The organism is Pediococcus sp. EKM201D (assembly GCF_011800215.1).
GTDB classification, from domain to species: Bacteria; Bacillota; Bacilli; order Lactobacillales; family Lactobacillaceae; genus Pediococcus; species Pediococcus pentosaceus.
On record NZ_JAALFK010000001.1, the window covers coordinates 468,039 to 489,984 of the forward strand.

Genomic DNA, 21,946 nt, shown 5'->3' on the forward strand with positions numbered 1-21,946 from the left:
AGTTTAATCCCAACTTTTATTTTTACTTTCTTAGTTTCAAAGCCATTTCGATCGATTTATCTACTAATACCGATTGTGAATCTGCAACCGGAAAACTGTGATCATGAGCCATTTCCTGAGCATACGATAATTCAGTACAACCTAAAATTACCACATCGGCTCCTTGTTCTTCTACCATCATTTTTAGAATATGATAGAAAAGCTCAGCATCGACTAGATTTTGTTCTTTGATATCATCAAAAATTAACTTGCTAGTTAAATCCTGAATTGCTTTAGTTGGTTTAACAACTTCAAAACCTTCAGCTAACAATTCACGGTCATAAATTCCATCACTAGTCGTTCCAGGTGTCCCAATAATCCCGATTTTTTTAGCATTTGGATACTGCTCTTTGATATGTTTTACAGTTTCGCGGGGCATATGCACAATGGGCACATCCGTTGCTTTTTGCAAATCATCATAGAAAAAGTGTGCAGTATTACAGGCAATTACAAAAAAGGCTGGATTCAGCTTGCTTTGTTCTTGAATGTCCTCTAATAAATCTGGGTAAGGGTTTGGTTGCGAATGGTCCATTAAATAAGTTGAACGATCCGGAACTGTAGCATGGTTTACTAAAATGTAATTTAAATAATCTTGATCGCGATGGGTAGGAGTTCTAGCATTTAATAACCTAATGTAACTTTCAGTTGCTGGAGTCCCCATTCCACCAATAATCGTAAAGAATTTTTTCACAGGTCTTACCCCTTATTTTCCTTAAAATACTTCCTAAAGTTCTTAACATAATTATGGTTCATCCACCACATTAATAAGCTACGCTTAAAGTTCATATCCTCATCGTAGATAGCGGTAAATCCATATTGATCATTGTTAATTAGTTCAAGTGCCTTTTGCTTATCATCATTATTTTTAGCATACTTTTTGAAGACCTTAACTGGAACGCCCAACCATAACTTCCAGTTGCCTGGAACATCATTAGCGTATACAGTTTCACGATCAGCCAACGCATTGTTAACTCGGTCTTCAACCACCCAACGAGCTAGGTTATATCCATTTAATGTAACAAAGAAGCTACTACGGCCTTGACGAATATTGATTTCAAATAATTTAAACTTACCATCTCGGCTGTCATACTTCATATCAAAGTTGGCATATCCAACATAATTGATACTTTCAAGGAAGTTTTTAACCGTGTCATAAATTTCTTGGTTAAATTCAGGAATAATTGTTACGTAGTTTCCGATTGCTGATGGGGCCGGATCCTCCAATAATGGATGACCTAAACACATCATTTTTACTTGATGATTTTGATCAACATAAGCATTTAAAACTCGCATGTTGCTATCATCACCTGGAATAAAGTCTTGTAAAATCAAATCAGAAGTATAGCCATTGTCATAGATTTTACCGATGACTTCATCAAGTTCTGCTTGAGTTTTAATTCTGAAAGCTTTTTTACGACCTTCAAAATGAATATCGAGCCATTCCACACTGTCAGCTGGCTTCAAAGCAACTGGAAATTCAAAAGGGGAGATGAATTTCTCACCACTTTCATATTGCGCCTTCGTAATAAAATGGGTTGCTGGATATGGTAAATTATATTCATCACAAATTGAATAAAAACGTTCTTTATTATTCAATTGTTTCAATAAATCATAATCGATGTAGGGACAGATGAAAGTTTTTGACAACTCTTCTTTATGCTTTGAAATCAATTCAGCATAGCCATCGCCCATCCCTAGTAAAACAACCTTCTCGTCAGAATTTTCGTATTTTTTAGCAATTTTACGCATTGATTCAATAAAAACAGGGTCTTCTGAAAAACCAGGAATAATATCAACATTCACGATTTTAGTAAAACGTGTGGGTGCTAGCACGGTCCCGGCATACGCTTGAACACGTCTTCCTGTAATTTCGTAAAATGAACGAGCCATCCCATAAGCATTAAAATCACTACCTAATAGAATTGGCGTAAAATTGTTAGTTGGTCTTTCCATTAACTTAATCCCCTCTTCACTTCTTCTGCTACTCCCATATCAGTTGGCCAAGGAGTATCTACCCCTCCAACTTTTTGGTATGGATCTTCACCTTTTCCGGCAAGCACGACCACATCTTTCTCACTACTATTCATAATCGCTTGCTCGATTGCATCGTGTCGGTCAAGTACCTGACGAACTTCAACTGTACCAGGTTTAATATTATCCATAATTTGCTGGATAATTTGTTCTGGATCTTCAAAAGCTGGATCATCCGTTGTCAAATAAGCAATATCTGCTTGTTCACTCAACGCTTGACCGAACCCAGCTCTTCTCGAAATCCCTTTATCACCAGGACTTCCAACCACCACGATAACCTTACCATCGTGATATTGATGCTTTAAGAATTTTAATAGTGCGTGCAAACTAGCATAATTGTGTGCATAATCTACAAAAACCACTCCATGTCCTGGAACATCTAGATGTTCCATACGACCTGGAATCACGATTGATTTTAGTGGTAACACTGCATCCTGATAAGTAACGTCTGCAAGGGCAGCAGCAATAATGGCAGCCGTTGCATTACTTTGATTGTAATCGCCTGCCACGTTTAAATCGTAATCACCTGCCACGTGGAATGCTTCTGCTTTTGAACTGCTTTCAACCAAAGTGAATCGATTGGAAGTAAGATCATCTTCTTCATCTTGAATTAAGAAATCTACTCCGCCATTTTCAACATCTGCACTAAACAAATAAATTTGTTCCGGATCAGTTGTTGCTTTTGCAGCGCCAAAAACATCATCAAAGCGATCTGTATCTGCATCAATAATACAACGTTTAGAGTTAACCATTAATTGTAATTTGCAATGCAAGTAATCTTCAAAATCTTTGTGCTCATTGCGCCCAATGTGATCCGGCGTAATGTTTAAAAAGATTCCACAATCAAATTTTAATCCATAAACCCGGTCTCTTAAATAAGCTTGCGAAGACACTTCCATTACCAGATATTTCATCCCATTATCCACAGCGACTCGCATATCATGGAATAAATTCATTGATTCTGGTGTGGTTAAATCTGATTTAAATTGGTCCTTAGGCTTGGGTCCCACAATTCGATCAATTGTTGAAAATAGAGCCACTTGGTTTGGATACTTTTGATTCAAAATTGAGTGTGCAAAGTAAGCTGAACTGGTCTTACCCTTCGTTCCCGTAATCCCGATAATAAACAAGTCATTTTGCGGAAAATTGTAATAAGTAGCCGAAAGAACCGCCATGGCTCTTGTAACATTCGTTACAATAATCGCAGTCATGCCGGTTCCTTCTGGATATTCATTCTCAGACACATAAGTGGTAGCACCATTTTGGCGGGCTACTGATAAATACTCTGGTTTGAAATTTCCTTTGCAAAAGAACATATAACCTGGCTTTACGGTTCTAGAATCATAAGATATTCCAGTATTTGCAACTGTTTTAGTTGATTTGATTTCTTTTAATAAATCATGTTCTGTAAGGATTGCCTTAACAGTGGCAATTTCAAGGTCCATCTATTTCATCTCCACCTATACTTGAGTTCTCTTAACTAAATCTATTGTATTAGTATTGGTATCTTCTGGGAAGAAAACTCCATACCATAAAATAAATGTGTAAATTGTGAAAATCTTTTGCATACTTGATTTTCCGTTAACATGTTCTTCAAGAATATGCATTAAAGCTTCTGGCTTAAAGAATTTCTTAGCAATGTCTGAATTGAAAGCTGCTTCAATTCGTTTACGATACTTATCTTCTTTAATCCAGTTGGCGATTGGAGATGGGAAACCAAGTTTTTCCTTCTTAGCTACTCGTTCTGGTAATTCAGCTTCTGCAGCACGACGAAGAGATACCTTAGTTTCTTCTTTATGAATTCGAGTCTTAATTGGCATGGTTGCAGCAAATTTGGCTACTTCCCGGTCAACCAACGGTGTCCGAACTTCTAGTGAGTTAGCCATACTCATTCGATCAGCTTTGTGCAAGATATCAAATGGAAGCCAAGTATTGATGTCAAAGTATTGCATTTGAGTCATCTCATCTTTGCCCTTCACTTCGTCAAAGATATGTTGTGTATAAGCTCCTGAATCAACATTCAAAGCTGGATTACGTAAAATTTGATCACGTTCTTGTTGATTAAATACGTAATTTACGCGGTAATAGCGTTCACTAAGTGGCTGAGCCCCACGCATCAAGAAACGACGTCCATGGAAACGAGGAAGGCCTGAAACTGCCTTAGCCAACCCTTTTCGAATAAAGCTAGGAACCATCTTTTGGTAACGTTCAAATGTGAAAGCTTCTAGATAAGTATTGTATCCACCAAAGAATTCATCGGCACCTTCTCCTGAAAGAGCCACTTTGACATTCTTACGAGTACCTTTGGAAAGATAGAATAATTGCATTGCTGATGGATTTGATAGTGGTTCATCCATGTAGTACATGATGGTTGGCAAAATATCAAAGTAATCATCACCATCCATGTAGAGTGGTGTATTCTTTTGATTGATTTCCTTAGCAAATTCAGTTGAGTAACTTAATTCACTATACTTAGAATTTCTAAATCCAAGTGAGAAAGATTGGATAGGTTTAAGTTTAGCAGCTTCTGCTAAAACATAACTTGAATCAATTCCACTAGATAAGAAACTACCAACTTCAACGTCTGCAATCATATGTGCATCTACAGAGTCACTAACAATCTTTCGAATTTTCTTTGAATCTTCTTCGATAGTTTGTGATTCGTCGATATGGTCGTAGTTAAATTTAAAGTAAGTATGGGTTTCTGTTTTACCATTTTTATGAATGAAGTAAGTTCCTGGAAGAAGCTTGTAAACATTCTTAAACATCGTTTCTTTAGAAGGAATAAATTCAAAACTTAAGTGGATTGGTAATAGTTCTTCATTGAATTCCTTCACAAAGTTTGGATGTTCTAGGAATGATTTGATTTCTGAACCCCAAAGGAACGTCTTATCATCATCGTAGTAGTAAAGAGGCTTGATTCCAAAATGATCACGAGCACCAAATACTTCTTGTTTTTCTTTATCATAAATTACAAAGGCAAACATCCCACGAAGTTTTTTAAGTAATTCTGGTCCCCATGCGTCATAACCATGGATTAGGACTTCTGAATCAACATCCGTTCTAAATTCATATCCTAATTCTTTTAGTTCTTCACGAACTTGTTTGTAGTTATAAATTTCACCATTGAAAGTTAATACTTTAGTTTCAGCACTATTCATCATGGGTTGACGTCCGTGTGCCAAATCAATAATTGATAGGCGACGGAATCCCATTGACGCATTTTCATCTTGGAAAAATGCTTCATCGTCTGGTCCTCGGTGTTTAATTCGATCGGCCATTGACTTGATTGTGTCTTTATTTACATTAGCTTGATTAATGTAACCAGCAAATCCGCACATTTTGTAATCCCCTTTTATTTTTCAAATATATACATATCGTTCTATAATTCCAGTAACAGATAACATTTTAGCAAAAATTAGAAACCAATACTACTACCGTTAATTATTCTTAAATATGTTAACTGGAAAATAAAACGTTGCATCAACAATTAATCGTGATTTCGAATTCTTATTGTTTGAACAATTCAACCAATCTCTCTAAAATGAAGCTAACTAGATTAGTGTCGGATAGTAGTACTTTAGCCTTTAAGATACTACTTTTAAAATTCGATGTACAATTTAGCTCTTTCCAACCTTTTTTGGCTGAATAAAAACTTCAAGAAAGTAGTGATTTAGATGGAAAATCGTATTAATAAGTTTGATCCGTTTGCTCTAATTTTAGGTGTTTTGTTTATTGTGATTGCTATTTTTTCAATCAAAAACCCTTTATCAACTTTTAGGATGGTGATTATCATCGCCGCCATTGCGTCCTTATCTACGGGATTTTATAAATTATTTTGGATCCGACCTTTTCTTGGTAAAACTACTTGGTTGACCCTAAATGCCGTACTTGACATCATCGTCGGATTTCTAATGTTATTCAATGATTCGTTTGGTATGGTCTATGTTTCAGTCTTGATTGCTTTAATGTTTTTAGGTGATTCCTTCACCACCCTTTGGCTGGCTAATTATATTAGAAATTTTAGCCACAAATATTTTGTTTTAGATGTATTTATCTCAATCTTAGGTATTATCCTAGGAATTGTTTTACTATTCTCACCCCTTATTACTGCAATCTCCATTTCTATGATGATTGCTCTATTATTTTTGATTTTTGGAATTTCTTTAATTATCCATGCAATATAAAAGCTGGTGTCATCGAAAGTATTCTCAATGATTGTTTAGTCATTGTCTCTGTTACTTTCGTTGACACCAGCTTTTTAGCTTAAATTTCATATTTTTCAATTTTTCGGTGGTTTAATTTTTGCAGTTCTCGATTATTTTGTTCCTTAAATGTCGCCATATAGTGATTAAGTTGATCAATATCAATCATTTGGGCTTGCTCAAATACCACCCACTCTACGCCCTCCGTTAATGGAGGAGTAGTCAATGAACCTATGTAGCGATAAAAATAACCCCTTTTTGGAATCAAATCATCTAAAAGTATGAATTGTTCCACTTTATTATCATCCATAGCCGTTAATATTTTATCAAAAGTAGCATTTTTAGACCCCAACTTAAAGGTCACACTGACCACTAAAGGCTGTCTGAGGCGACCATAATGGACGAAGTGGGCCTCTAGTACTCGCGGTGTAGCCTCACCCTTAAAGCAATGTTCTGCTGGATGATGGAAATGAACCTCCTCCAGCTGGAAGCTTCGTTGATCTGCTTCCATTTTCCCATTAGCAGTTAACGATAAACTATTATAATTTTTATGTAATTCTGTTACAGTATAATTTTTCAACCCATCCACAATCTGATTTTTCTTAGCTTTTAACTTTGCTGTTTCGATTAGAATTGGTGATTGGGTTTCTCGAGCCTCTGATTCCCACTGATCTTGTTGAGTATACTTTAGTTTGCGCATCATCTATTCCTTTCAAAAAAATCAATTACAGCATCAGTATACTTTTTATCTAATTTTACGCCAGTTTTTTGCTCAGGGTAAATCTTCAACGATGTGAATCGTTTCACCAACACAAAAAAACTAGAAGTTAAATTTCTCAATTAATTTCTAGTTTCCTTTAATTTATATACGTTAAAATTATATGCCACAGACAAGATTTTTAATACATATTAAAATTAAAATAGTTTTGGAGATTGCTGTTATATCAAGGATTTTGATGTATGCGTCATAGTATGAAGATATTATAACGCTTAAAAAGATAAAATTACTTTGCACACTTTTTGCACAATCTAATTTTATATAAATGACAATAAAAATCACTCAATCTGATTAAATGATTGGGTGATTTTTTGTTTTTTTGCATTAAAAAGTCCTCCATAGTTAAGCAAAAGACCTATTTTAATGCTTATAAGCTGAAAATGAAGTATCAATTCCAAGAACATAAAACGTAGTCTTATAGATTTTTCCTATAACTCTTCCTTTTTTTCCACCGAGTCTAAATACCCAAAAGCCATCTAAACATTTATCAAATCTTTTAGAGCTAACAAAATCAGGATGTATATGCATCTGTCCTTCCAGTTCATCTAGCCTCTCTAATCCTTGATCTCTATGGCGGTTCATAATAATAGTAAAATCATCTTCAGATAAAATCATCATTTTTGAAAGTAAAGATATTTTGTCCGCCTTTTGCATACTATTTCCATAATAAGAATATTTTTTATCCTTACTTATAAAGGAAAAGTTAAAAGCCAGCCTTTGCGGCTTTATATTCTTTAAAATAACTTCATTTTTATAAATTGGTTTACCGTTATCAATTTTAAGTGTCATGATTATTACTCCCTAGACACTTTAAAATTTTTATCAAAGAAATCCTTTATCAAATCGTCTGCTATAACATCGCTCTGTTCGGTTTCTTTCCAAGGACGTTCTTCATGTGTTTTACGTACCAAATCACTCGCAGACATGTTTCCCATTGCCTCGTTAACAGCTTCAACAATTTCTGCTAGCCTTTCGTCACTATTAACTTCCTTAAAATCAGCTAAGTCTTGCTCTGAGATTTCTCCAACTATTTCACGTTGCCCAATATATTTATCATGAACCTCTTGAATTGCTGGTCCCCAACGCCAAGCTAAAATATCATTATCAAATGCTCGTTTATCATACAACTTCAAATACAATCCCTGTACATAGTACAGTAACTTCATAACCTTCATTTGCGTTAATTCTTCTGAAAAGTCATATTTTCTTAAATCTGCGGAATTAGTTACCCTAAACCAATTAACAATTTTTAATACGTTGATAATTACCACCTCCAACTACCAATACTAATTAAGTAGACCAATAAAATGTCAACTAATTTTATAGCTTAATGATACGATATAATACAAACTTATACAAACTTAAAAATGATGAATAAATACTAAACCTCAATTAAATGAACATTTATTATTCATTATTACAATCTATATTGTTTGTATACCAATTAAAAAACCTCCACCGAAAAGGCAGAGGTTAAAGTTTAGATATCAAAACCGATATTCTTTTCTTTTTTATAGGCGTCTAGGTAGAGCTGCTTCTTGTCGCCATTGTAAGTCGCTTCAAAATACATACCATCATTAAAGGTAGAGCTTAGTAATGCTTTGCTATTCTGTAATATCTTACAAATCCATACTACATAGATATCGTCAGCATTGACGTCTAGTCCTTTCTCAGATTTTAGATAGTTAGCAACCTTTTCCTTACATAAATTTGTAAATTCTTTTTCGTTCATACAAGTTTCCTTCCTATTAATAGTTGCTAGAATCGTCGACATCAATTTGTAATCGGTCGAGTGGTTCGCCAAACATGCCTGCCCAGCTGTCGTACCCAGCAACTGTGCCATTATCAGCGCAAGTCCCTAAGTAGTTAGCTCGTTGCGTAGTTTGTGAACGATAGTAGGCTTGCTGGTAAGTTTCACCTTTTGGTGTGGTGTAGTACATCTGAACACCATCGATTGTGTGACCTTTAATACCAGCTACGCCGTTAACCGTATCATTCTTATTGCCTTTGTGTACCCATGGTAACCAACCGTCCTCAATTGTGTGAACACGGTATTTGATTGATCCACGATTTACTTTGATGTAAAGCATGTCATGCACGCTATTAGGAACACCAGCGAAACCATTTGACCCAGAATTAAAATCTTTGACTGGGCTTAACCATTGTTTACCTTTTTGGTGTAAGGCATAGTTTACGTGAACAGCTTCCTTTTTTGCTGGTCTCACTGGTTTATTAGGCTTGTTTGGTTTTGGAGCTGGATTTACGTTATTTCCAGATGAACTAAATCCATATTTAACATCGTGCGCAAACTGAGCTTTAGTAATACCGTGGCTAGCAAGGTAACCGTAAGGGTCGGTGTGATCGCCCCAAACGTGATTAGTTACCCAAAGATGTGACTTTACACCTCGCCATGCTGAACTATCGACATTGGTCGGAATACCGTATTTAATTGCGCTTGAGCGTAACAAATTAACATAAGCCACGTAGTCTTTACGGAACTCTGCTTGATTATACGTCTGTGCCAATTCAATTTGTACAGGAGCATTAGCATTAGCCCAGCTACCAGCACCCCACGCTTGGTACCCCTCGGCACCAACTCGGTAAATCTTGCCACCATCACCAACGATGTACTGAACGTAAGCACCATTACTGTACCATGTCCGATTTTCATAAGTAGCTACATTTTTAGCAGGAGCATATACTGCTGTAGCATGTGCAATGATTACGTTGTTGCTTGTTCGTAACGATGACCCCTGGTTTGAACTCAAAGCATAATCATTGTTAACAGTAGCTGCACTTACTTTAGAATTAAATGTTGTTCCAACAAAAAAGGCTGCTGCAATTGCAACAACCCATTTTAATTTATTTTTTAGATTCAACGTTATTATCCCCCTTTGGATTCTTTACAAGTGTTGTATCACTAATTACCCCCAACATCCCTAGGATGGTTAGCACGGTATTAATAATCCCTATAACGTTTTGCCAGTCGACTGGATAAGTAAACCCAAACATCACCATTATTTGTTGTACTAATACAATGCCTAAACTAATTAATCCCGATATCAACTTGCCATCACGCCAGTTAATGTTTTTTGCTGTTTCCTTAATATTTTTCATTAGTTATCATCCTTCCATATTTTGTTATGCAAATCTTTAATCCTTTCGTGATGTCTATCTAATCTTCGGTCATGTTCATCTACTCGCTTATCTAATTCATCGATGCTGACTCTTATTTCTCTAAGATTATCGTTAAGTGCTTTAAAATTCTTGTTTAAATCTTTTATATCGTCCTGAAAAGGGCCAAAAACGATGTACTTAAAAAGTAGGCTAACCACACCTGCCATAAAAAAAATGACAGTTGTGATTGATGCCCATTCCCCCCAAGACAACCCCAATAGCGTGTGCAATTTTACGCCTTCTTTCCCCTTTAATTTATTCAAAATAAAAAACAGCTAATCAATAGCCGCTGACCAATTACATGTTCCTGTTTTTTCGCTTACTGATTTCACATTAAAGTTTTGACCGTCTACGACTTCTACATATAGATCAGTTACTGGCGAGGTTGGCGTAACCTGAATGTTACTACCTCTAAACGGCATTTTAACTGTCTTACCAATGTTAGCTTGTCCGCCTTGTCGGTTGCTTAACGGCATATCTACCAGCTTTCCATCAAACGTTGTCCGCATATAAAGGCCATCGTAAATGACCATGCCATTTGGTTCAGTACCATAATCCGCAATGGTCCAATCTTCAATGGAATAGAAACCATCATGGTTCGTTAATTGCGGTTCATGAAGTGTGATTTTTGCAAAATGCGGCTTGCTTCGAGAAAAAGCGCCATAAATTTTGCCATTATAGAACGTGGCACCTTGGTTAACCTCCATGGTTCGTCCGTAGTAACGTCGTACGTATTGTGCAGTGCCATTATATCCATCAGTATCTTTGATAAAAGTACCGTAACCAGCACTAGACAAGTCTGAAGTTCCCATTCCGAGTTCAATTTTTACAACCGAGTTCATTCCGGGTGCACCACCAATTAGTAAGTAAGCCACATCAGGAGTTTCGCCGAATACTGCACCAACTCCCATCGGACTAATATCTGGAAACTGAATCTTAATCACGGCACTACTGTTATAGTCAATCAACGGCCAATCTGGATTAACCTTTAATTTACTTACGTTTGGAATTAAAATGATTTCTGGCACTGCGCTCTTTTCATCAGAAGAATTACCGATTAATAATGTATCATTATTTGCGCAATAATCCATGGTGTTTAAATGTCCCAGATTATGAACGTAGCGACCAACTTGCTTAAGATTGCGATTTAAACGGATAATCTGCCCAGTGTGTGCAGCATCATGGTTTGGTGCGCTTTGCATCCCAATCCATAGCTCATCGCCCACTACCGTTATATCTTGGTCATTATAGGCAATATCTTGCTCAGCATAAGCACGATAAGAGTCAGCATATTCTGGGCCGAACTGTTGGTCAAAATATTGTTCAAAGTAACCGCTAGTAACATGCTTATAGATATTGTTAGCAAGGATAATGCTATTAACTGGACGTTCAGCTTCCTGCGCTTGTACCACGATTTCGTTGGTGTCGAAATTCCAAAGTAACACGCTATTTGTAGGTAAATTAATAGCCTTACTATAATATTTTGAATCCGAAACCTTAATCTGCTTACCAAAATGGTTGAAGTAGAATAATGAGCTATTCGGCATAATTACGTCTAATGAGTTATCGCTATTCGAAACAAAGCTTGGATGGTTATTACCAGCAATGTTAATCTGGTAACCAACATCATTACGCGCAATTTTTCGATCATAGAATTGGCTGAAAAATCCATTATTAATTTGACCGTAAATGTTGTCCGCAAGAACAATGTTCAACTTGTCTCGATTGTCGCTAATTGCTTGAACGTCGATTGTATTTTTTTGTAAATTCCATACTAATACATTACCGTGGGCCAAAGTATAGGTAACGCCTTTGTAGGTTACAGGGCTAACCGCCACGTTAGAACCCAGTCCGTCGAACATAGTTAACGAAGTTGTTGGCATGGTAATCTTAATATTTTGGCTCTTATCAACGCTAATCTCTGGTTCTGCGCCACCGCCAATTGTAATCATGTGTTCAAAGCTACGTGACAAATCGCCAAGATTATAGATCATTTTGTTACTAAGACTGGCCACTTTAACATTCAATGAAGTGTCGTCAATATCTATCTTAGATCCATCAATAGTGGATGCTAGCAACCGGTAATATTTACCAGATTCAAACTCAATATGGTTATTTTGACCAACGTTCCAATCCGTTAAAAATTTAACAAACTTTTTGCTAGCGTCATATTGCGCCAATTTCCATTGGTACTTCGATGAATTAAAATTAAATACGGCAATTCCTTGGTAGTTCATCGCCCCTAACACTGTTCGAACAGTATTATTGGCTTCAACATCACTGCCGTCTGCGCCACTAATTGTTCCGACTTCGAATTTTAACTTTTCGTAATTGTTGAAGCCTTTAGATAATGCAGTTCGATTGAATGCCATGTTATCCGAACTAACGTAGGTAAAGGCATTGTTGTTAAGTTTGTCGATTGTAACACTGCCATCCGCTAATCCTTCAGCTTGATAAGCGCCAGAATCTTTCCATTCGCTACCGTTCCAGATATACTTATGCCCTGTGTCGGCGGTAATGTAGAGACCGTTAGCGCCAGATGGGTACTTAGCTTTCAAAGCGTCTAAATCAACAAATGTAGTAGGCACATAAGTAATCTTAGCTAAGTAATTATCAATATAGGTTTTATCGGCTTTTTGTTTGAGTGATTCAAAAATATCTTTGTTCATTTGTAACAAAGCTTGCTCCAGTTCACTCTTAGTCGCAATATCACTAGAATTAATTTTAGCTTGTATAACATCTAATTGGTCTGTGAGCCACGTTGCATTATCCACGACACCTTGGAATTTTTGTTGATATTCTGTAATAACATCTTGGAATTTTTTCTTATATTCTGCAATAACTGTTAATGCGTCCTTTTCGGTGTTAGCAATATCCGTTGTAAAACTATCAATTAATTTTTGAAGTTCTGTTCTGAATGGTTCTTTATTAACGAACATATCTGGATTGCCGTTGTAAACATGAAACCAAACGTTAAAGGTTGATACTCGTTTAGAATGGTCGGGAGTTTCCAGCCCTAGGAATCCATAGAACCAACCTTCTTGTGGAAACATCGTTCCCGGAAGATTCATTTTTACCATACCCATTCCAACAATATCTGAACGAGTTCCTGTGTAGCTGACACCTACACCAGTATCTGCATTTACAACATTATCATCATTAAGTCTATCACCAACAAATCCGCTGATAAACGGAACTAATCCGTCTTCAAATTGTTGTGTTTTACCTCGTTCTAAAAACTTAATAACTAATGGTACTTGTTCATCACCAACTCGACCGTTAAAGTTCTCGCTTAAGTCAAATGCTTCACCAACATGTAAATCACGCTTATAAGTATCAAGTGTGATGATGCTTGCTTCTGGTATTTTAATCATATTAAACGTCCTCTCTTATCACTATGTTTTCGCCGTCCCATTCGATTGGAACTTCAAATTTTTGTAACGCTGCGACAATTTGTTCGATATTCAAATGCTGTTGTTCTAACCTCTCAGCATTAGCTTTCTCAAGCTTTTTAACATCTTCTAATTTTTCTAAGATAGTTTTGTGGTCACTTTTTATAGTAGTGATATCCCTTTTCAAGCCACCTTCAGTAGTTTTAATGATTGTAAAATTACCATTTAAATCTTTACGGTAATCACCATTTAATCCACTGCCAATATTGGTTTTAATCTCATTCATGTAACATCACTTTCCTTCATTGCTTTCAACTCCCCATCATCATTTACGGACAAAATAAAAACAGTCCCATTTGGTGACTGCAATTTGAGTTTATTCATCATTAATTTACTTATTCGTTCGGCATCGTTATCCCGAAAAATAATTCCAAATGGTGTTATCACGGAATAAAAATCAGTACCGTTGGTGGAATAACCGAGTGCATTACCACCTCGCAAGCCAGTCGAATCAATTCCATAACCAACAAAAGCACCCTCTTTAGGTTGATTTGGATTAGTCGGATCAACAACTGGATTATTACTTTTCGGTTCAGTGACCAGGTCACCTGTCTTATCCAGGCCATGAATATCGTCCATTTGCCACAAGTCACCTTTATCTGGTTCAGTATCACTAACAACCCATTGATAATAGTCATCAGATTCTCCTTTAACACCAGCATTCCAACCCGCGGATAACCAGTTATTGGTGAACCCTAAAACATCATCTGGAGGTGAATTTAAAAACATAAATGCACCACTGGTTAATCCAAGAGTTTCAGCATTTTCGAGTGAGAACGTAACCTCACCATCAATTGCTTCGTAATCATGATAGCCATGAATATACATTCCTTTTTCTTTCGCCTTAGCAATAAAATTACTGGCTTGAGTGTCTTGAGTGATCCCATGTGACAGTCGAATCACTACAGCTTGAACCCCATCAGTAACTAACTTATCCCAGTCAATATCCGTTTGTGTTTCGGATAAAACTACTATGTTATAACCCTGATCCAAATTGGTTCACCTCCTCGTCCGTCCAGGTCTCTTGACCAGATGAATTATCAGTCGCTTGACTAATACTTGAATTTTTAGCAGTTTGAATATTCTTATTACGAGATTTTTCATAATCAAGAATCGTCTTAGCCGTTTGGTTCAAAGTAATTGACGTACGACTAGTCTTACTAAACGGGTGGTACTCATAACCAACAACTCCCATATTAGACACAAATTGTTTAGGTCGAATCTCTAAACGAATCATGTCACCTGGAGTCACTGGATCATTATTATCAGCTGTCGCTTTAATGCTTAAAGTTGGATCTGGTTTTAATTGAGTAAGTACCCATTTTTTCATCTCATCTTTATTCTTAATGGTGTCACTAGAAACATCACCGCCCGGATGTAATCCCCATTTTTTGATAGATTCATCATCTTGAACGATGAATGGTTCAAAGTAATTTTCGGTGGTTGTTGTCGATGTGGTTGCATCTTCACCACTGTTATCATCGTTGTTTCCGCTATCATTATTATCAGCAACTATCTTAGCCATATCATCATTACGAGCAATCCATGAAGGCGGATAGTAACTAATTGGTTCCATTCGACACGATTGACCAGGCTGTGGTTCGTAAATCATCGTTTTAGAATCCAATGCTAAAGCCACATGATGGCTTGAACCGTGTGCACCATAGAACAACATATCACCAGTTTGTGGCGTACTTACCGTGTGTCCGTATTTCTCCATTGAAACAGTGTAAGCTGGGATATTAATACCGAAATCATAATAAACTTGTGAAACGAAACCAGAGCAATCCATTCCAGCTCTGGGATTAGATTTATTATGACCACCCCAAACATAAGGAACGCCTAAATATTTCTTAGCATCTGCAATCACTTTTTTAGCACCAGTACCAGCAACTATCGTCTTTTCGTGAATAATCGAATCACGTCTTCGACTACCTGTTGGACCCCAACCACCTAATTTCATATCAGTTTCCCAATTACTATTGTTGAAGAATGCCAATAGTTGGTGGAAACCTTTAAGAATATTGGTGTATGGTTTGACCATGTACGCATTAAAAGTTGATTGAATAAATTGAACTAACCCTTTGCTAGGGTGTCCAGCTGCTGCATTCGAATCACTATTATTAACAACTGTTTCACTACCGCCAGATTCATGCTGGATTAAGTCTTTGATTTTATTTACATTCGCATCGCTAATTTTAACTCCCATTAATTTAGCAGCATAACGAATCGCTGGACCCCAATCACCGTTAACAGCGGTTGTAGCACCACTTAACTTCGAAGAATAACCAGTTGTAACGGTCTTTTCAAAAGTTGGACCAACTGCTCTAACTTGATTGACGATATCAGTGCTATCGTATTCAAAGTTAATCTCTGAAGCACTATTAAGATAATCAATTCGGTGACCATAATTTTTAAAAAAGTTGTCTCGAGTATATACTTTGATAACTCTACCGACTGGATAAATTACACAATCAGACCACAATTCTAAAATCTTAGATAAAGCATCCTTAGCGGAACAGTTACCTAAATCAGTAATTTTTTGCTTTGAAAAATTACCAATTACGTTGTAACTAAAACCTAATTTATTATCTTTAAAGAAATATTCCAGAATATCAGTCGGAGTGTAATTCGCATCCCCTTTTTTTACTTTACGTTGGTAAATTTGACCAACTTCGCTATAAACGTGCGTAGCTGAAATACTAAGCGTTTCAATGCCTTGTGAATAATCTGGTGTGGCTTGCTTAATAACGTATTCAGAACCATCGTATTTAATCGTATTTTCAACTGACAAATTAGCATAAGCTGGACTGCCATCATTCCATGTCGTTAGTGATAATTTAAAATCTCCATTCATTTCCCACGTAATAGCAAAGCTATCTGGAACAAATGAAGTTAAGCGATCAATACTGGAGCTATTTTTCGCTTGAATAAGAACTGGTTTTGTCATGATAGATAAATGAATGGAAAACTAAAGGTAATATCAACCGAGGTTGCTCCAGTAACTTCGATGTCATTATTACCAATTTCTAATTCCAGATTCTGAAAATTAGTATCTGAATTACAATTTTTACCATTAAAAAAACTATTAACCCCATCAAGAGTAATAGTATCTTTACCATCTGATTTTTTATTGTAAGACCAAACAGTACCGTTAGTCTTATTCGTAATCTTTAAAGAATTACCAGTAAACTTACTAATTATCTTTAAATCGTGACGCTTTAAATACGGATCGATTTTAATATCCGAAGCATTGTAAACCTTAAACTTAGTCGTTGTAAAATGATAAGTCGGATTACCTTCAGCTAAAAGGTTCATTCCTAGTTGCCAACCATTTTGTTCAAACGTGTAAGGTGAATCAGAGCGATACATTGAATATCGATAACCACTCGGATTATCGAACGGAATCGTAAACAATGCATTATGGTCACCCACACTAATCGGAGCTATCTCAAATGGCGTTGGATAGACGAAATAAACCTTGGCTGGATCGGTGCTAGTTCGAATCCGAATTAATTGACGATAACCAAACAGTCTGTAAATCTCATGCTTTAATAATTTGAAATCAGTGTAATCTCGGTACTGTAACCAAAAATTAGCATTCACCGTTGACCTAGCGAATGTTTGATAAGCAAACGGCGAACCATCAAGGTTAGCAATATCTTGATACGTATTGGTAAATTGTGGTGTTGAATCTTCAGAACGAAACAGCAATCCCTTAATTCGTTGACTGATTTCAAATTCATCCTGGTCACCAATCTTCATCCAGAATTTTGGTTTCATAAATTCACCTCCTAACTTGATGGACCATACATACTTAATGACAAGTCCTTAGCTTCTTTACGATATAATCCATCAACATCAAAACTACCTTGTCGCATTACCGCTTGTAATTGAGCTCGGTTAATCGCAAGTAATTCACCAAAAGTGCTACTCATCGTATCAAACTTATCACCTAATGCTTTAACTAACTTCTGGTCACTGTCGCTGACCGTATTAATAACAGTAGATTGTGGAGCAACGGATTCACTAATACTATCCGAAGCTTTAATGATGCTTGAAGATTCTGGAATAGTAGGACTTACTAGCTTTTGTCCTTTAATCATGTTCGCAGTTAGTCGAGCCGGAATAATCTGACTACCTCTAGGCAAGTCTTCAATTACAACATTTCTTCCCTCCGGAACAAATGCTCGGCGACCAGGTATCTTAATTGCTTCACGATAAACTGGACCAGCCTGATCATTAACTAATGCTGAACCACCTTGGAAGTTTGACGTACCTTTTTCAAAACCAATTGAGTGCCACAATTTAGCAGCACCCGATTTAACCGCCTTGAATAAAGCAGTAATCGTAACTTCTTTGCCTTTAACACTATCAATTGACCTCTTAGCTGAAGTAACACCACCGCTAGTTTTATTGCTAGCAGTGATAGATTTATTACTTGGCATCTTCATAAATCCATTAACTGTGCCTTTAGAACTGGTAACACCGCTTTTAGTATTATTAGCTGTTGTTAAAGGTTTCTTACCGTTCATACTAGTAAAGCCTTTAACCGAAGTCTTTGAACTATTAACACCACTATTAGTGTTGTTTTTAGCGGTCAATGAAACAGATTTAGGTTTTGAGTTACCAAAATCTTTAACATTCTTTTTAGCTGTTTTGGCTGGACCAGAAGCTTTATCGGTTGCTTTTAATCCAATCGGATTAGGCATTTTAATTCGACCATATTTATCGACTGCAATTTTCGCATTGTTAGCAGGCTTTGATGCGTTGTCTTTAGCTAATAAGCTCTTAACTTCACTCTTTGGTAAACTAATATACTTTTTATAATCATTGGTAACTTTACCAACAATCTGACTAGCATTTTTATCATTTGCGATTAAATTCTTTTCTTTGGTTGGAAGACTATTCCAATCTTTTACGTTCTTAACGCCTTTAGCTACATCACTAGCACCTTTAGCTTTAGCCACAACCGTCTTCATATGTGGTGTAAGGTTATTCCACTGATTAAGTCCAATTTTAGCTTGCTCCATTGCTGGAGAAGCATTGTCTTTTAAGACAGCTTTCTTTTCATCAACGCTTAACTTATTCCAAGTCTTAAGATTTGAAAGTGCGTTTAATAAATCAGACTTACCTTTAGCCGAAATAATTGCTTTCTTTTCAGCTGGAGTGAATTTGTTCCACTCTTTACCCTTTTCAATCATTGCAGCTAAATCATCGCCACCCTTAGTAGCGATTAAAGCCTTCTTCTCTTTAAGGGTTAGTTTGTCCCACTTGCCAGCATTAACTGATGCAATTCCGATCATTGAAGCCGTATTGGTACTCATTTTTCCTTCTTTGACCAGAAGCATCATTGAGTTCCACTTATCTTTGTTCTTAACGGCTTTATCAACTTCTGCTTGAGCATTGGTTTTTAACTTACCAGTCTTTGGATCAAGCACCATATCATTCCATGACTTAGCAGCCTTTTGAGTCTCTTTTGACATATCGCCTGTAAGCTTAATTGCTGTACTAGCAGTATCTTTAAGGCTCTTGGTATACTCTTGCATCGCTTTTTGAGCTTGCTTATCAGTAAAACCATTGGCTTCTAAATCTTGAAGAATCTCACTCTTTGACTTACCCTGTTCTTTTTCAGTTCGTATTAAATCTTCACCTAATTGAGTAAGTGTAGCATTGTGAGTTTTAGTTAAAGCTTCTTCAGCGGCATTCGCTTCTTTCGCAGTAATCAACCCATCTTTTCGAGCTTGATTGATTTTCCCGTATTTCTTGTTATAAGTGTCGATTTCTTTGTATGCTGCATCACCAACATCTTTAGCAGTTTGTGCTAACTGCTTTTTGGTCATGGTACCAGTCTCACCAAGTTCTGCTGCTAAAACTGATTTTTTCTGACTAGCTTTAAGATTTAAAGTTTCAATCTCATCTTTAGCCATTTTGCGTTGTAAGTTCGTAATCGCTGTTGCTTGATCAGATGTTAACTTTACTCCATCTTTAGCAGATTGAGCTGTAATATCGCTAACTTTTTTCGCAGTTGATTGCATATCAGCAATACGTTTTTGATCAGCGGTACGTTCTTTATTAGCTTGATCTAATAAAGTTTGACCAGCAGTACCACCTAATTGTTTAGCAAGTTTTTCGGCTTCTTTATACTTCTTATCAACGCTCTTAGTCGTTGAATCAACCATATCTTGAAAAGCTTTATCAACTTCTTTAGCACTTTTTTTAGCATTGGTATTGAAACTGTCTAACGCTGTTGAAGCTTTAGTTTCAAAGTTACTCATATCAGTTGCTGCATCTGATGCAGTTTTACCAATATCAGATCCCCATTCTTGCGCACGTTGAGAACTCTCGTAAGCTTTCTTGCCATAAAGTTCCCAATAACCAGCACCAACTAAAGCTGCAACTCCAACACCAGTAACGGCGGCACCAGCTACAGTCAATGATGTTCCAAGTACACCAGCACCAGCTTCTGTGGTCGTTAAAGCTGTACCAAATATGCTTAACCCACCTTTGCTAGCAACAGATGCTTTAGTAGCTAATCCTTCAACTTCTTTACCAGCTGTAGTAGCTCCTGTAGCAACATCACCTAATACTTCTTTAGTTGCTTGTGTTTTGGCTTTCCACTCTGCATATTTACCAACTGCGATAACAATCGAACCGCCAACTTTACCAAATCCACCAATTAACTTACCAGTCATCGCCAGGACTGGACCGCCAGCAGCTGCAAGTAATGCAAACTTGATAATTGTATTTTGAGTAGAATCATCTAAATCAGAGAAACCATCAACTAAATCCTTAGCTTTATTAACTAATGGAATTAATTTAGGAACAAGTTTAGCTCCTACTTCAATACCTAGAACTTGCAATGAAGCCAATAATTTTTTGACGTTATTTTCTGAAGTGTTACTCATTTCTTCAGCTTGTTTCTTAGTAGCACCGGTTGAATCTTCAGTATCTTTAGTTAATTGACGTAATTTACTTGATCCAGTTTCTAGTAAGGCATTCATCGCTGATTGATTTTCACGACCAAATGCTGTAGCAATAGCTTTGTTTCGGTCAGCTTTATCCCAGCCTTTAGTACCGTTAGTAATGTCATCGATTAAACGTGGTAAGTCATTAGCATCTTTCTTAAGTTCACCAGCTGAAATCCCCATAGAACTAAATGCTTTGGAAGCATTCGGAGTAACTTTAACCAACGATGTTAAAATTCCTCGTAAGTTAGTACCAGCTTTTTGACCTTCAATACCCTTATTTGAGAGTTCACCAATTGCAGCAGCTGTTTCTTGAACAGACAATCCAGCGGCATGTGCCTGTGGACCAACATACGACATAGCTTCACCCATATCACTAAATCCAGCAGCAGTTGCATTAGCTGCGTAAGTGATTGAGTCTGTAACCATTTGAGTATTCTTCAAAGTTCCAGCTGTTGACTTAGATTTAAGTCCAAATTGTTCAACAATTGAAGATGTAGTATTCAAAACAGAACCTAAATCTTCGCCAGAAGCCATTGTGGCATCCATGATTGAAGGCATGGAACCTAATACTTGATTAGTGTTGTAACCACGACGAATCAATTCAGTCATACCATTATTAATTTCAGTCGTAGACACTCCATACTTCTCCGACATGCTCTTAGAAGCATCACCAAGTTGGTCGAGTTGAGCTTTGTACTTAGATGTAACTGTTGCACCATTCGTCAGTAAAGGACCAATAGCCTTAATTTGAGAATCAAACTGAACAGCGGATTTAGTCGCATAAGCTAATCCAGCAGCAATTGGCATACTTACTTTAGTAGTCATCTTTGTTCCGATGTTACTCATCGAAGTTCCAACCGTAACTGCTGCTTTACTCATTTTATTGAGTTGACCAGTATAGCCTGTAGTTTCGGCTCTGACTTTAGCCAATGCTCCAGCATTATTGATGTATTGAGTTCTTAAAGACATCAATTTAGCATTTGCATTCTGTAATTCAGTTGCTAGTTTAGCGGTTGATTTACTTGCTTTACCGTCAACTAAAGAATTTTTATAAGCCTTACCTAAAGCTTGAACTTGACGTTCTTGTGACATCATTACTTTAGATAAACCAGTTGCTTTTGCTGATAGAACATCAAACTCTTTACCCGACATCTTAGCAACCGACATTGATGACTTGAGTTCAGCCATGGCATACTTAGTCTCTTTTTTAACTCCAGCTAGACCTTTACCAAAATCAGAGTGGTCAAGTCCTAACTCGATGACCATTCTACCTAATGGTTCATCTGCCATTTA

The 21,946-nt window shown here is 36.7% G+C and carries 18 protein-coding genes; 1 reads left to right on the forward strand and 17 read right to left on the reverse strand.

The features are described 5' to 3' along the window. Positions 1 to 22: 22 nt before the first annotated feature. From HFC68_RS02405 to asnB, 4 genes are read right to left on the reverse strand one after another with little or no spacing between them, the layout of a single operon-like run. Entirely contained in the window at positions 23 to 730 is a 708-nt protein-coding gene (locus HFC68_RS02405; RefSeq protein WP_002833762.1) for an aspartate/glutamate racemase family protein, read from the reverse strand. 5 nt (positions 731 to 735) lie between these two features. Next, positions 736 to 1,992, reverse strand: a complete 1,257-nt coding sequence (locus HFC68_RS02410) for a carboxylate--amine ligase (protein WP_061811988.1) — start codon at positions 1,990 to 1,992, stop codon at positions 736 to 738. Beyond that, positions 1,992 to 3,515: a UDP-N-acetylmuramoyl-L-alanyl-D-glutamate--2,6-diaminopimelate ligase gene (locus tag HFC68_RS02415; RefSeq protein WP_061811987.1), complete on the reverse strand. Its 1,524-nt coding sequence runs from the start codon at positions 3,513 to 3,515 to the stop codon at positions 1,992 to 1,994. The genes HFC68_RS02410 and HFC68_RS02415 overlap by 1 nt, the downstream gene beginning before the upstream one ends. A 15-nt stretch (positions 3,516 to 3,530) precedes the next feature. Then, positions 3,531 to 5,411: an asparagine synthase (glutamine-hydrolyzing) gene (gene asnB, locus HFC68_RS02420; protein WP_023440226.1), complete on the reverse strand. Its 1,881-nt coding sequence runs from the start codon at positions 5,409 to 5,411 to the stop codon at positions 3,531 to 3,533. Between the two features lie 336 nt (positions 5,412 to 5,747). Between asnB and HFC68_RS02425 the strand changes: the two genes are divergently transcribed. Continuing rightward, the gene (locus tag HFC68_RS02425) at positions 5,748 to 6,257 is read left to right on the forward strand and encodes a DUF308 domain-containing protein (protein ID WP_011673190.1); all 510 of its coding nucleotides are present in this window, start codon (positions 5,748 to 5,750) and stop codon (positions 6,255 to 6,257) included. Between the two features lie 79 nt (positions 6,258 to 6,336). Here HFC68_RS02425 and HFC68_RS02430 read toward each other — a convergent pair whose 3' ends face one another. The 13 genes from HFC68_RS02430 to HFC68_RS02490 form a co-directional block, all read right to left on the reverse strand. Beyond that, a complete protein-coding gene (locus HFC68_RS02430) occupies positions 6,337 to 6,978 on the reverse strand; it encodes a carbonic anhydrase family protein (RefSeq protein WP_256677759.1) in 642 nt (213 codons plus the stop codon). Positions 6,979 to 7,413: 435 nt separating this feature from the next. Next, positions 7,414 to 7,842: a hypothetical protein gene (locus HFC68_RS09325; protein ID WP_060743980.1), complete on the reverse strand. Its 429-nt coding sequence runs from the start codon at positions 7,840 to 7,842 to the stop codon at positions 7,414 to 7,416. Between the two features lie 5 nt (positions 7,843 to 7,847). Next, complete coding sequence (locus HFC68_RS02440; protein ID WP_306106530.1) at positions 7,848 to 8,324, reverse strand: Panacea domain-containing protein; 477 nt, start codon at positions 8,322 to 8,324, stop codon at positions 7,848 to 7,850. A gap of 209 nt (positions 8,325 to 8,533) precedes the next feature. After that, on the reverse strand, positions 8,534 to 8,785 hold the full coding sequence (locus HFC68_RS02445; RefSeq protein ID WP_167399627.1) for a DUF6275 family protein: 252 nt from the start codon (positions 8,783 to 8,785) through the stop codon (positions 8,534 to 8,536). 16 nt (positions 8,786 to 8,801) lie between these two features. Beyond that, complete coding sequence (locus HFC68_RS02450) at positions 8,802 to 9,932, reverse strand: peptidoglycan recognition family protein (RefSeq protein ID WP_256677758.1); 1,131 nt, start codon at positions 9,930 to 9,932, stop codon at positions 8,802 to 8,804. Then, positions 9,916 to 10,170 (reverse strand): phage holin, encoded by a 255-nt coding sequence (locus HFC68_RS02455; protein ID WP_167399628.1) that lies wholly within the window; start codon positions 10,168 to 10,170, stop codon positions 9,916 to 9,918. Before HFC68_RS02455 ends, HFC68_RS02450 begins: the two co-directional genes overlap by 17 nt. Further along, complete coding sequence (locus HFC68_RS02460) at positions 10,170 to 10,493, reverse strand: hypothetical protein (RefSeq protein WP_167399629.1); 324 nt, start codon at positions 10,491 to 10,493, stop codon at positions 10,170 to 10,172. The genes HFC68_RS02455 and HFC68_RS02460 overlap by 1 nt, the downstream gene beginning before the upstream one ends. A 12-nt stretch (positions 10,494 to 10,505) precedes the next feature. Continuing rightward, entirely contained in the window at positions 10,506 to 13,604 is a 3,099-nt protein-coding gene (locus tag HFC68_RS09295; protein WP_178084805.1) for a hypothetical protein, read from the reverse strand. A gap of 1 nt (position 13,605) precedes the next feature. Beyond that, on the reverse strand, positions 13,606 to 13,908 hold the full coding sequence (locus tag HFC68_RS02470) for a hypothetical protein (protein WP_167399630.1): 303 nt from the start codon (positions 13,906 to 13,908) through the stop codon (positions 13,606 to 13,608). Further along, the gene (locus HFC68_RS02475; RefSeq protein ID WP_167399631.1) at positions 13,905 to 14,675 is read right to left on the reverse strand and encodes a GH25 family lysozyme; all 771 of its coding nucleotides are present in this window, start codon (positions 14,673 to 14,675) and stop codon (positions 13,905 to 13,907) included. The genes HFC68_RS02470 and HFC68_RS02475 overlap by 4 nt, the downstream gene beginning before the upstream one ends. Next, positions 14,659 to 16,632, reverse strand: a complete 1,974-nt coding sequence (locus HFC68_RS02480; protein ID WP_167399632.1) for a phage tail protein — start codon at positions 16,630 to 16,632, stop codon at positions 14,659 to 14,661. The genes HFC68_RS02475 and HFC68_RS02480 overlap by 17 nt, the downstream gene beginning before the upstream one ends. After that, positions 16,629 to 17,465: a phage tail domain-containing protein gene (locus tag HFC68_RS02485; protein ID WP_005917197.1), complete on the reverse strand. Its 837-nt coding sequence runs from the start codon at positions 17,463 to 17,465 to the stop codon at positions 16,629 to 16,631. The genes HFC68_RS02480 and HFC68_RS02485 overlap by 4 nt, the downstream gene beginning before the upstream one ends. 11 nt (positions 17,466 to 17,476) lie before the next feature. Continuing rightward, positions 17,477 to 21,943 (reverse strand): phage tail tape measure protein, encoded by a 4,467-nt coding sequence (locus HFC68_RS02490; RefSeq protein ID WP_256677757.1) that lies wholly within the window; start codon positions 21,941 to 21,943, stop codon positions 17,477 to 17,479. Positions 21,944 to 21,946: the final 3 nt, after the last annotated feature.

Excerpts from the sequence above, each read along its gene's own strand:
- HFC68_RS02415 (WP_061811987.1), bottom strand. The coding sequence starts at position 3,515 with ATGGACCTTGAAATTGCCACTGTTAAGGCAATCCTTACAGAACATGAT.
- HFC68_RS02490 (WP_256677757.1), bottom strand. The coding sequence starts at position 21,943 with ATGGCAGATGAACCATTAGGTAGAATGGTCATCGAGTTAGGACTTGAC.
- HFC68_RS09325 (WP_060743980.1), bottom strand. The coding sequence starts at position 7,842 with ATGACACTTAAAATTGATAACGGTAAACCAATTTATAAAAATGAAGTT.
- HFC68_RS02455 (WP_167399628.1), bottom strand. The coding sequence starts at position 10,170 with ATGAAAAATATTAAGGAAACAGCAAAAAACATTAACTGGCGTGATGGC.
- HFC68_RS02425 (WP_011673190.1), top strand. The coding sequence starts at position 5,748 with ATGGAAAATCGTATTAATAAGTTTGATCCGTTTGCTCTAATTTTAGGT.
- HFC68_RS09295 (WP_178084805.1), bottom strand. The coding sequence starts at position 13,604 with ATGATTAAAATACCAGAAGCAAGCATCATCACACTTGATACTTATAAG.
- asnB (WP_023440226.1), bottom strand. The coding sequence starts at position 5,411 with ATGTGCGGATTTGCTGGTTACATTAATCAAGCTAATGTAAATAAAGAC.
- HFC68_RS02445 (WP_167399627.1), bottom strand. The coding sequence starts at position 8,785 with ATGAACGAAAAAGAATTTACAAATTTATGTAAGGAAAAGGTTGCTAAC.
- HFC68_RS02470 (WP_167399630.1), bottom strand. The coding sequence starts at position 13,908 with ATGAATGAGATTAAAACCAATATTGGCAGTGGATTAAATGGTGATTAC.
- HFC68_RS02480 (WP_167399632.1), bottom strand. The coding sequence starts at position 16,632 with ATGACAAAACCAGTTCTTATTCAAGCGAAAAATAGCTCCAGTATTGAT.
- HFC68_RS02410 (WP_061811988.1), bottom strand. The coding sequence starts at position 1,992 with ATGGAAAGACCAACTAACAATTTTACGCCAATTCTATTAGGTAGTGAT.
- HFC68_RS02485 (WP_005917197.1), bottom strand. The coding sequence starts at position 17,465 with ATGAAACCAAAATTCTGGATGAAGATTGGTGACCAGGATGAATTTGAA.
- HFC68_RS02430 (WP_256677759.1), bottom strand. The coding sequence starts at position 6,978 with ATGATGCGCAAACTAAAGTATACTCAACAAGATCAGTGGGAATCAGAG.